At 71.9% G+C, this 11,251-nt stretch carries 10 protein-coding genes and 1 pseudogene; 5 read left to right on the top strand and 6 right to left on the bottom strand.

Going from position 1 to position 11,251, the window contains the following annotated elements; translation table 11 throughout:
• Positions 1-1,527: pseudogene (locus tag I5E_RS17430) on the bottom strand (hypothetical protein); the annotation flags it as partial.
• Between the two features lie 195 nt (positions 1,528-1,722).
• Positions 1,723-2,625, bottom strand: coding sequence for a LysR family transcriptional regulator (locus tag I5E_RS17435; protein ID WP_022908118.1), 903 nt, complete (start codon positions 2,623-2,625; stop codon positions 1,723-1,725).
• Between the two features lie 81 nt (positions 2,626-2,706).
• Here I5E_RS17435 and I5E_RS17440 point away from each other — a divergent pair, with 81 nt between their 5' ends.
• Positions 2,707-6,165 carry a proline dehydrogenase family protein gene (locus I5E_RS17440; RefSeq protein WP_022908119.1) on the top strand — a complete coding sequence of 1,153 codons (3,459 nt, stop codon included), beginning with the start codon at positions 2,707-2,709 and terminating at the stop codon, positions 6,163-6,165.
• A gap of 50 nt (positions 6,166-6,215) precedes the next feature.
• Complete coding sequence (locus tag I5E_RS17445) at positions 6,216-6,515, top strand: hypothetical protein (protein WP_031263068.1); 300 nt, start codon at positions 6,216-6,218, stop codon at positions 6,513-6,515.
• Between the two features lie 206 nt (positions 6,516-6,721).
• Here I5E_RS17445 and I5E_RS17450 read toward each other — a convergent pair whose 3' ends face one another.
• Positions 6,722-6,946 carry a hypothetical protein gene (locus I5E_RS17450; RefSeq protein ID WP_022908120.1) on the bottom strand — a complete coding sequence of 75 codons (225 nt, stop codon included), beginning with the start codon at positions 6,944-6,946 and terminating at the stop codon, positions 6,722-6,724.
• A gap of 114 nt (positions 6,947-7,060) precedes the next feature.
• On the opposite strand from I5E_RS17450, the gene I5E_RS17455 reads away from it, so the two are divergent.
• Together I5E_RS17455 and I5E_RS25725 are read left to right on the top strand one after the other, a co-directional pair.
• A complete protein-coding gene (locus I5E_RS17455; RefSeq protein WP_022908121.1) occupies positions 7,061-7,501 on the top strand; it encodes a VOC family protein in 441 nt (146 codons plus the stop codon).
• Between the two features lie 19 nt (positions 7,502-7,520).
• Complete coding sequence (locus I5E_RS25725; protein WP_022908122.1) at positions 7,521-7,670, top strand: hypothetical protein; 150 nt, start codon at positions 7,521-7,523, stop codon at positions 7,668-7,670.
• 35 nt (positions 7,671-7,705) lie between these two features.
• Here I5E_RS25725 and I5E_RS17465 read toward each other — a convergent pair whose 3' ends face one another.
• Positions 7,706-8,149 carry an acyl-CoA thioesterase gene (locus I5E_RS17465; RefSeq protein WP_022908123.1) on the bottom strand — a complete coding sequence of 148 codons (444 nt, stop codon included), beginning with the start codon at positions 8,147-8,149 and terminating at the stop codon, positions 7,706-7,708.
• Complete coding sequence (locus I5E_RS17470) at positions 8,146-8,661, bottom strand: QsdR family transcriptional regulator (protein WP_022908124.1); 516 nt, start codon at positions 8,659-8,661, stop codon at positions 8,146-8,148. Before I5E_RS17470 ends, I5E_RS17465 begins: the two co-directional genes overlap by 4 nt.
• Before the next feature lie 122 nt (positions 8,662-8,783).
• Here I5E_RS17470 and I5E_RS17475 point away from each other — a divergent pair, with 122 nt between their 5' ends.
• Positions 8,784-9,977 (top strand): acyl-CoA dehydrogenase family protein, encoded by a 1,194-nt coding sequence (locus tag I5E_RS17475; protein ID WP_031263070.1) that lies wholly within the window; start codon positions 8,784-8,786, stop codon positions 9,975-9,977.
• Positions 9,978-10,195: 218 nt separating this feature from the next.
• Here the strand turns inward: I5E_RS17475 and I5E_RS17480 are convergent.
• The coding region (locus I5E_RS17480; protein WP_022908126.1) for a S9 family peptidase at positions 10,196-11,251 on the bottom strand (1,056 nt) is incomplete at its 5' end.

Genomic DNA, 11,251 nt, shown 5'->3' on the forward strand with positions numbered 1-11,251 from the left:
ACCGCCGTCGGGGGTGATGTGCGTGATCGTGTCGCCGTCGATCGACCACGTCTCGGACTCCGGGTCCCGGTCGGACGGCAGGACCGCGACGACGAGCTTGGAGAAGGCCGCGGGGGAGACGGTGACCTCGACGTTCGCGACGGCCTGCTCCCCACCGCTCGTGGCGACGACCTGGAACCGGAACGACGTCGCCGCCGTGCCGGTCCCGGTCAGCACGCCCGTGGCCGGGTCGACGGCGAGGTCGAGCCCGTTCCGTGCGTAGGTGTCGTCGAAGGGCTCGCCCTGGACACCGCGGAGCTCGTAGCGGACGTCCGACGGGTCCGTCGCTCCCGTCACCGCGAACGTCCGCGTGAACTCCTCGCCGGCGGTCGGTGTGATCGCGATCGGGGCGTCGGCGGACGACGGGTCGACGAAGGCGAACGGCACGTCGGTGACGACGACGGTGAAGGAGGTGGAGACGCCGCCCTCGGAGACCGTCACCGTACGGGAGCCCGCCCCGGAGAACGTCACCACGTTCGCGCCGTTCGGGTCCCACACGGCACGGTCTCCGGCGGCGGTGCTCGTGACGGTGGAACGGGGGTACTCGTCGTCCTGGTCGCTGCCCGTGACGCGGTTGCCGAAGGCGTCGACCGCGAGGCCGGCGAGTGTGAGCGACTGCCCGTCGGCCACGGGGACCGAGGGCACGATCCGCACGCGGCCCTGGCCGACCGCCTGCTCCCAGATGGTGCCGCCGGGCTCCACCTGCCACAGGCCCGAGGAGTCGGAGGTCGAGGCCGAGAAGGTCACGCCGACCGGGGCGCCGGGCTCCACCGTGAGCTCGACGTACTCGACGGCGGTCTCGGAACCGCTCGTGGCGATGACCTGGAACGTGTAGGTCCGCAGGGCGTACCGGGGCGACCCGGACAGCGTGCCGGTGGTCCCGTCGAACGAGAAGTCGGCGTTGAAGTCGCCCTGGCCGATGACCGGGCTGCCGTCCGGGCCGCGCACCGCGTACGTCACCGTGCCCGACCCGCCTGTCGCGGTGAACGTCCGGGACACGGTGTCGCCCGCGGTCGCGGTGAGGACGAGCGGGGCGTCGGCGGTCGTGCCCTCGGGGAAGGCGAGGGCGGCGGCGGTGGACTGCTCCGGAGCGTCCTCGGCCGGCGCGCTCGCCGTGGGTGCGCTCGCGGGGGCGGACGACGTCGGTGCCGAGGTCGGGTCCGTGGTCGGGTCGGACGTCGGGACCGGCTCGGGCGAGGCGGCGAGCTCGTCGGCGACCGGCTCGGGCGAGGCGGCGGGGTCGTCGGTGACCGCGGGGGGAGTCGTCCCCGTCTCGTCGGCGGTCGCCGACGTCGTGTCGGCCGCCGCGCCTCCCGTGCCGGCGGACGTGCCGGTCGTGACGGTGGTGGCGGACGTGGCCGGTGTCGGAGCCTCGTCGGCGATCGCGCTCGTCGCGCCGATGCCGAACGCCGAGGAGGCGGTGACGATGGCGACGGCGGCGCCGATGGCGGCGCCGCGTCGGACACCGGCGGTGCAGGACTGCTTCATGGGATCCCCCTGGATGCTGTTCGGGACACCGGGAGGTGCCCTCATCCTGGAGGTGTCGCGGCACGGGCGATCCTGACGACCCGGTCCGTCTCGGTCCGGTGACGACGACGGGGCGACCGGTCGGTCACGCTCGGATCGGTCGCGCTCGGGTCGGTCGCGCTCGGGTCGGTCGCGCTCGGGTCGGTCGCGCTCGGGTCAGTCGCCGACGGTGGCGGCCGCGCGCTCCAGGGCGTCGCGGAGGGCGCGGACCGCCGGCGACGAGGACCCGGCCGTGCGGACCACCGTGAAGATCGTCCGGCGCGGCCGCTCCGGGAGCTCGACCAACCGGCAGGTCGTCGTCCGACCCGTCCACATCAGGTCCGGCATGAGGCTCACGGCGTTGCCGGACTCGACGAGGCGGATCTGCGTCTGCAGGTCGGCGGTCTCGTAGCGGACGTCGGGCTCGAAGCCCCACCGCCGGCAGACCTGCTCGGCGAAGTGCCGCGAGGCCGTGCCGCGTGGCTCCATGACCCACGGCAACACCTCGGCGTCCTCGATCGACGACACCGGCGCGAGCGCGGTGTCGAGCGGCGGCAGCGCGAGCCGGACGGCATCGGTCGTGAGGTCCTGGCGGTGCAGCCCCGGCAGGTGCGGCGCCGCGTGCGCGGGGTACTGCTCGGCGATGACCATGTCGAAGTCCCGCGCCCAGGTCTCGTGGAGCGCCGTCTCCGGTTCACGCTGCACCATCTCGATGCGCACGTCGGGGTGCGCGGTCGCCATGGCGTGCAGCGCGTTCGGCATCAGCGCGAGGGCGGCGGACTGGAACACCGCGACGCGGATGCGTCCCTGCACCGTCGGCATCGTGCCCTCGACCTGCGACTGCGCCTGTTCGAGCACGTCGAGGACGTGACCGGCGGCCTGCACCAGGACCTCGGCCTGCGGGGTGAGCTGGAGCCGCCGTCCGGCCTTGCGGAGGAGGGGGACGCCGGCCTCGCGTTCGAGCGCGCTGAGCTGCTGCGACACCGCCGACGGGGTGAAGTTCACCGCCTCGGCGACAGCCGCGATCGTGCCCCGGATGGAGAGCTCCCGGAGGAGGACGAGACGGCGGACGTCGAGCACAAGTTCACGGTAGCGGAACTTACGGGTATCCATCACCAACCGTTGCTTCCGCTGATGGGTCGAGCGCTCCACACTGAACCCATGACGACCCTGCACGAGCACCCCGCCACCGATCACGACGCCCTCGCGGACCAGTCCGTGGCGCTCGTGCGACAGTGGCTCGCCGAAGCCGAGACCCACCCGGTCGACGGCTCGGCGAAGCAGCTCGCCGGCGTGCTCGCCGACCCCGCCGGCCTCGACTTCGCCGTGGGGTTCGTCGACGGCGTCGTCCGCCCCGAAGACCTCGGCGTCGCCGCCCGGAAGCTCCGCGCGATCGCCCCCGGAGCCCCCGGCTTCCTCCCCGCGGCGCTCCGCGGCCTCGTCCGACTCGGCGGCGGCATGGCCCCGGTCCTCCCGGGGGTCGTCGTCCCGATCGCCCGACGGGTCCTCCGCACCATGGTCGGCCACCTCATCGTCGACGCGACCGACGCCAAGCTCGGCCCGGCCATCGCGGGGATCAAGGGCGACGGGGTCCGCCTGAACGTGAACCTGCTCGGCGAGGCCGTCCTCGGCGAGGGCGAGGCCGCCCGGCGCCTCGAGGGCACGCACAAGCTCCTGGCCCGCGACGACGTCGACTACGTGTCGATCAAGGTCTCGTCCACCGTGCACCCGCACTCGCCGTGGGCGTTCGACCACGCGGTCGAGGACATCATCGCCAAGCTCCGCCCGCTCTTCCGCCGTGCTGCCGCAGCGTCGCCGCAGAAGTTCATCAACCTCGACATGGAGGAGTACAAGGACCTCGACCTCACGATCGCGGTCTTCACGAAGCTCCTCGACGAGCCCGAGTTCACCTCGCTCGAGGCCGGCATCGTCCTGCAGGCGTACCTGCCCGACGCGCTCGCCGCGATGGAACAGCTGCAGGAGTGGTCCGCCGCACGACGTGCCCGTGGCGGCGCCGGCATCAAGGTCCGCCTCGTCAAGGGTGCGAACCTGCCGATGGAGCAGGTCGAGGCATCCGTGCACGGCTGGCCCCTCGCGACCTGGCACACCAAGCAGGACTCCGACACCAACTACAAGCGTGTGCTCGACTGGGCGCTGACCCCCGCGCGCATCGAGAACGTCCGGGTCGGCGTCGCCGGGCACAACCTGTTCGACGTCGCGCACGCCTGGCTGCTCGCCGGTGAGCGCGGGGTGCGGGACGGCATCGAGTTCGAGATGCTCCTCGGCATGGCGCAGGGGCAGGCCGCCGCGGTGAAGAAGACCGTCGGCTCGCTCCTGCTCTACACGCCGGTCGTCCACCCGCAGGAGTTCGACGTCGCGATCGCCTACCTGATCCGCCGCCTCGAGGAAGGGGCGTCGCAGGAGAACTTCATGTCCGCGGTGTTCTCCCTCGTTTCCTCGCCCGCGCTGTTCGCCCGCGAGGAAGAGCGCTTCCGGGCCTCCCTCGAGCCGCTCGCCACGCCCGAGGGCCTCGCCGCTCCGGCCTCCCACCGTGTGGCCGACCGCTACGCCGCCGTCGAGCGCCCGCGCGTCGGCCACTTCGAGAACACCCCGGACAGCGACCCGTCGGTCGCGTCGGTCCGGTCGTGGGGTGACGCCGTCACCGCGCGGGTCGCGTCGTCGACCCTCGGCACCGCGGCCGTCCAGGAGGCGCGGCTCGACTCCGCCGCGCAGCTCGAGTCCGTCCTCGGTCGCGTCCGCGCCGCCGGCGCCACCTGGGGAACGTGGTCGGGTGGCGCCCGGGCCGCCGTGCTGCACGCCGTCGGCGACGCGCTCGAGGCGAACCGCGCCGCCCTCGTCGAGGTGATGGCGTCCGAGACCGGCAAGACCATCGACCAGGCCGACCCCGAGGTGTCCGAGGCGATCGACTTCGCGCACTTCTACGGCGAGCTCGCCGCACAGCTCGACGACGTCGACGGCGCGTCCTTCACCCCGGCCGCACTGACGCTCGTCGCACCGCCGTGGAACTTCCCGGTCGCGATCCCCGCCGGGTCCACCCTCGCCGCGCTCGCCGCCGGGTCCGCCGTGGTGCTGAAGCCCGCGCCGCCCGCCGAGCGCTCCGGTGCCGTGCTCGCCTCGATCATCGAGACCGCGCTCGACGCCCACGGTGCTCCGGCCGACGTCCTCGCGTTCGTCCAGGTGTCGGAGAACGACCTCGGGCAGCAGCTCGTCGCCTCGCCGCTCGTCGACCGGGTGATCCTCACGGGCGCGTACGAGACCGCCGAGCTCTTCCGCTCGTTCCGGCCCGACCTGCCGCTGCTCGCCGAGACCTCCGGCAAGAACGCGATCATCGTGACGCCGTCGGCCGACCTCGACCTCGCGGTGAAGGACGTCGTGGCGTCGGCGTTCGGGCATGCCGGCCAGAAGTGCTCGGCAGCGTCGCTCGTCGTGCTCGTCGGGTCCGTCGCCACCTCGCGGCGCTTCCGCTCGCAGCTCATCGACGCCGTGTCGTCGCTCACCGTGGGCTACCCGACCGACCCGACGACCCAGATGGGCCCGGTCATCGAGCCCGCTGCCGGCAAGCTGCTGGACGGCCTCACGACGCTCGGCGCGGGGGAGTCCTGGGCCGTCCGGCCCGCGAAGCTCGACGACTCCGGCAGGCTCTGGAGCCCCGGTGTCCGCGACGGCGTCCGACGTGGCTCGGCGTTCCACCGCACCGAGTACTTCGGCCCGATCCTCGGCATCATGACGGCGAAGACCCTCGACGAGGCGATCGACATCGTCAACGAGGTCGACTACGGCCTGACCTCCGGCCTGCACTCGCTCGACCAGGCCGAGATCGGGACCTGGCTCGCGCGCATCGAGGCGGGCAACCTCTACGTCAACCGCGGCATCACGGGCGCGATCGTCCGCCGCCAGCCGTTCGGCGGGTGGAAGAAGTCGGCGGTGGGTGCCGGGACCAAGGCCGGTGGCCTGAACTACCTGCTCGGGCTCGGCTCGTGGGCGCCCGCCGAAGCCACGTCCGGCGCGTCCCCGTCGGCACCGGTCGCCGCGTTCGTCGGCGCCTCGGGTGTTGCGTCGCCGTCGCTCGACCGGGCCGTGTCGTCCGACCAGCAGGCCTGGTCGTCCCTGTTCGGCACGGCGACCGACGTGTCGGCGCTGACCGCCGAGCGGAACATCGCCCGGTACCTGCCGTACCCGGCGGTCCGGGTGCGCCTGGCCTCCGCTGCGGAGGACGCGGTGACCGACCTCGTCCGCGTCATCGCGGCATCGGTCCGAGCCGGCACCACGATCGACGTCTCGACCGTGTCGACGCTGCCGCCGGTCGTCGCCGCCGCGGTCAAGGCGCTGCCGAACGTTCGGTCGCTGACGCAGTCGCACTCCGATGCGGCGTTCGCCTCGGCGGTGGCGAGTGGTCCGTCCGGGCGCGTGCGGCTCGTCGGTGGCGACACGTCCGCGCTGTACACGGCGATCGGCGGACGGCCGGACGTCGCGGTCTACGGGGAGCCGGTGACCGAGGCCGGGCGCCTCGAGATCCTGCCGTTCGTGCGCGAGCAGGCGGTGTCGATCACGGCGCACCGATTCGGTACGCCGAACCACCTGACCGACGACCTCATCTAGCCCGGCGCCCGCCGACGCCTCCAGTCGACTCCACTCAGTGGGTTGGGTGCGTGGCGCGAGGGGCGAGTTCGATCGGACAGACGGGGCAACGAGTCTCCGTCGCAGACCGTGTCGGCGCTGCGCTGGTCCTCCCATCGCAGGGTGGATGGCTCGCGCTCGCGCTGGCCTACGGCGGCATCTGGTGGGCGACCTGGGCGATCCTTCTCGGCGCACTGGTCGCCGTCGCGATCTGGACCTTCGCGACGGCCAGGCGTTCGGGTCGATCGCCTCGATCGCCTCTGCTGCTGGCCGTCGTGGCGCTGATGCTCGGCTGGATCGTCGCCGCGATCGTGCTCGGGGGCGCGACCTGACCGCTTCGGATCGCCGAACGACCTGACGGACGACCTGATCGAGCGCGAGGCACGGTGTCCGGCGTGCCCCGCAGGCGCAGCGCGCCGTCTGCCCGGCGGCACGTCGACTGCGGCGCACAACCAAAGCGCTCCCGAACCACGCGAACTCGTGGTTCGGGAGCGCTTTGGTTGTGCGGGGACGATCCGCGCCTGGCGGCGTCAGGCGGTCACGGTCCCCGGTGCAGGAGTAGCTCGATCAGGGTCAGGCCGGGACCGACGATGAAGAGGCAGCCGATCACCCTGATGAAGCCCGGCGTGAGGATCGAGGCCGCCCAGTGGTCGCCCTGCATCTGTTCCAGCTTCCGGCCCCAGCGGGCGAACTGCTTCGGGAACACGAGCAGCACGACGCCGTACGCCATGAGGAAGATCGAGATCCAGAACCATGAGCCCACGGGTCGACCCTACGGCTGTCCGGTCGCCGCATGGTCGGGGCGTCCGGTCAGGTGGGGCGCGTTGCGTCGGTGTGGTGCCGGACCCTTCCGGCCACGTCCTGAGGAGTACCTGCCGTGACCGAACCGTTCGCACGACCCACCGCACTCGCACACGTCCGCGTCACCGTGACCGACATCCACCGGAGCAAGGCCTTCTACCAGCAGCTGCTCGGGACGGAGCCCGTGATCGACTTCAGTGACCAGGTCGACGAGCCCGGCGTCCGCGAGGACCGGGAGCGCTTCTACGGCGGCAGCGTCTTCCAGCTCGGCGACCAGGTGTTCGGGCTCCGGCCGGTGGCGCCGGCGGGCCAGCGCTTCGACTCGGAGACCGTCGGCCTCGACCACGTGAGCTTCGTGGTCGGTTCCGTGGATGAACTGCACGAGGCGGCCGCTCGACTCGATGCCGCCGGTGTCGAGCACGGCGAGGTGACCGACCTCGGCGACGCGGGCATGGTCATCCTGTCGGTGCAGGACCCCGACGACATCAACCTCGAGCTGGCGGCACTCAAGGGCTGAAGCGAGCTATCCTCGACGCATGCGCATCGTGCGGGTCATCGGCCGGGGGATCCAGTTCGTGCTGCGGACGATCGCGAAGGTCGTCGGGACGTGGAACGGCCACGACCCTGCGGGTGATGACCTCGCGGTTCGGCTCAACAACCCTCGCCGCGAGGACTACCGCCCCTGACGGCGCCCTCTGCCGCGCCGGCGCACCACGCGCGGTCAGTCGGCGGCGACGGACGCCGGGGCGCTCATCGTGGAGGCGACGAGTTCGCGGAGGGAGTCCGGCAGGGGGACCGGTCGACGGTCGCCCTCGCGGTCGATGACGACGTGCACGAACTCGCCGGTCGCGAGCAGTGTCCCGTCCGACTGCCGGAAGAGGCCGAACTCCCACGACAGGCTCGTCCGGCCGAGGTGCTTCGAGCGCATGCCGATCTCGATGACATCGGGCCACACCGCCGACTCGACGAACCGGCAGCTGGACGACACGACCACCGCGATCCAGTCCGACGTGAACGGGTCGAGACCGGCCGCCTCGCGGAACCAGTACGTGGCCGCGTTGTCCATCGCGCTGTAGTAGATCGTGTTGTTCACGTGGCCGAACATGTCGTTGTCGTTCCACCGCGTCGGGTACGTCCGGACGAAGGGGTAGTCGTCGATGGTCATCGGGCTCCTGTCGCGAGAAGGGACGTCGTGGTGGGGCGGAGGACGTACTCGAACGTGGCGCGTGCGCGTTCGGGGTCGGGGGTCTCCCCGGAGATGAGGTCGGCGTAGGTGAACGACTCCGAGATGCGCACGAGCAGTCGGGCCAGTTCCTCGGGGGAGAGCGGGCTCGGGTCGAACGTCCCAGCCGCGTGCTGCTCCTCGACGAGGCTGGTGACCCGGCGGACGAACCGGCTCTGCACGTCGCTCTCGGTCGTGGTGAGCAGGCGGAGCGCCCGGGCGGGTTCGCGGGTCAGGAACGACCGGAAGTAGGGCGCCTCGATGAGGTCCGCCGTGAAGCGGTCGAGCACATCGACGATGCGCGCCGCGCCGGACGGGGCGGCCGCGGCGGCAGCCGCGTCGAAGGTCGGGACGGCGAGCGACCACAGGATCTCGGACAGCAACCGGTCACGGTTGCCGACCCACCGGAACAGCGACGTGCGGTCCACGCCGAGCGAGGTGGCCAACGCACCCATGTCGATGCGTGAGCCGGCGATGAAGGTGTGCCGTGCCTCCCGGAACGCGCGCAGCGCAGAATCCGATGTGTACAGGTGATCCTCCCTTGCAACGTTTCCGAGAATGATGCATCGTGGACCTCATGTCAACGCTGACGCCCACCACCGCGCTGCTCGAGTCCGACTTCTACCACTTCCAAGAGGGACTGACCGAGCAGGAGCGCGAGTCACTCGGGCGACTCCGAAGCTACCTCGAGTCCGAGGTGCGTCCGATCGCGGACGAGTACTGGGCGCGCGCCGAGTTCCCGATGCAGGTCATCCGGCCGCTGTCGGAGCTCGGCATGTACGGCCCGGGCATCCCGCTCGTCCGGCAGTTCGAGAACTCCGCGGTGTACCGCGGGTGGGCGGCGCTCGAGCTCGGGCGCGTCGACGCCAGCGTCGCGACGTTCATCGGGGTGCAGTCCGGCCTCGCGATGAACTCGATCGCGGTCGCCGGCAGCGACGAGCAGCAGCAGGAGTGGCTGCCGCGCATGGCCGCCGGCGAGATCGTCGGGGCGTTCGGGCTGACCGAGCCGCTGTCCGGCAGCGACTCTGCCCGCGGCCTCCGCACGACGGCCCGGCGTGAGGGCGACACGTGGGTGCTCGACGGCGAGAAGCGGTGGATCGGCAACGCGACCTTCGCGGACGTCGTCGTGGTCTGGGCCAAGGACGTCGCCGACGACCAGGTGAAGGGGTTCCTCGTCACGACGGACACCCCCGGCTTCACCGCGACGAAGATCGAGGACAAGATCGCGCTCCGGGGCGTGCAGAACGCCGACATCGTCATGACCGGGGTGCGGGTGCCCGAGTCGCGTCGGCTGCAGCGCGCGGAGTCGTTCCGCACGACCGCCGAAGTGCTCCGCCTCACCCGGACCGAGGTGGCGTGGCAGGCGATCGGCATCGCGGTCGGTGCCTACGACGCCGCGCTCGAGTACGCCCGCACCCGGATCCAGTTCGGCAAGCCGATCGCCGCGCACCAGATGGTGCAGGACCTGCTCGTGAAGTCGCTCGCGAACATCACCGCCTCGATCGCGCTCTGCACGCAGGCGTCGGCCATGCAGGACGCGGGCACCGGGGGCGACGAGCACTCGGCGATGGCCAAGGCGTTCGCGACGTCGAAGATGCGCGAGACCGTGGGCTGGTGCCGCGAGGTGCAGGGCGGCAACGGGATCGTGCTCGACAAGGGTGTCGCCCGGTTCTTCGCGGACGCCGAGGCGATCTACTCCTACGAGGGCACGCGCGAGGTGAACACGCTCATCGTCGGGCGGGCGATCACGGGGCAGGCCGCGTTCGTCTGAGAGCGGTGCCGATGCCGGCGTCGGTCCTGTGCTGGCGGCGGTTCGGGTGCGGTCGTCGAACGACACGACCCATGTCGTACGACGACGAGCGTGTCGTTCGTTGCGCCTGCAACTGTTGCGGGCGCGCGGGTGCGACGGTGCCGACGTCGTACGACATCGACGATGTCGTTCCGGGTCGGCGCCCTCCACTGACACCGCCCCGCGCGCGCCCGGCCCCGCTACCCGAGCAACTCCGGGCGCCGCCACTCGCCGCCGAGCACGTGTTGCTCGAGGAACGCGAACACCGTCTCGTACCAGACCACGGCGTGCTGCGGCTTGAGCACCCAGTGGTTCTCGTCCGGGAAGTACAGGAACCGGTGCGGCATCGTGCCGTCCGCCGCCGCGTGGTGCTCGGCGAGCTCGGACCAGAGCCGCAGCCCCTCGCCGATCGGCACCCGGTAGTCCTTGTCGCCGTGGATGACGAGCATCGGTGACGTGATGTCCGCGACGAAGCGGTGCGGGTCGTTCTCGTGCAGACCGGTCTCGTCGAAGATCGACTGCCAGTACTGGGACATGTCCGTGGTGCCGTTGAACTGGTCGAGCGCCCACAGGCTCGCGTGCGTGACGATCGCCCGGAAGCGGTCGGTGTGGCCGGCGACCCAGTTCGCCATGTAGCCGCCGAACGACCCGCCCATCGCGGCGGTGCGGGTCTCGTCGACGTCGTCACGGGCGACGACCGCGTCGGTGACCGCCATGAGGTCGGTGTAGGGCGCCTGCCCCCACGCGTTCCACCCGCGGTTGATGAAGTCGAGCCCGTACCCGGTCGACAGCGCCGGGTCCGGCAGGAGCACGGCGTACCCCTGCGCCGCCGCGAGCTGCGGGTTCCACCGCCAGGACCACTGGTTCCACGAGTTGAGCGGACCGCCGTGGATCCAGAGCAGGAGCGGGTGCCCGGCGGCACCGGGTTCGTCGTTCGGCAGCAGCAGCCAGCCGCGGACCCGGGCGCCGTCGGCCGCGGTCGTCTCGACCTCTTCGAGGTGACCGGGGACCTCGGGCAGCGGCGCCGGGGTCGCGAGGGGCGTCACCGTGCCGTCCGCGTCGATCCGCACGGGGTGCAGGGGCGCGGCCCAGGAGGCACGGAGCGCCACGACCGTGCCGCTCGCCGCCGCCACGCGCAGGCTCGAGTACGCCCAGTCGTCGTGGGTCAGCTGTTCGACAGCGCCGCCGTCGAGGGGGAGCCGGAACACCGGCGCGCGGCCGTCGTGGTCCGCCGTCGCCAGGAGCGCACCGTCGTC

Source organism: Curtobacterium sp. B18 (genome assembly GCF_000333375.1).
GTDB lineage: Bacteria > Actinomycetota > Actinomycetes > Actinomycetales > Microbacteriaceae > Curtobacterium.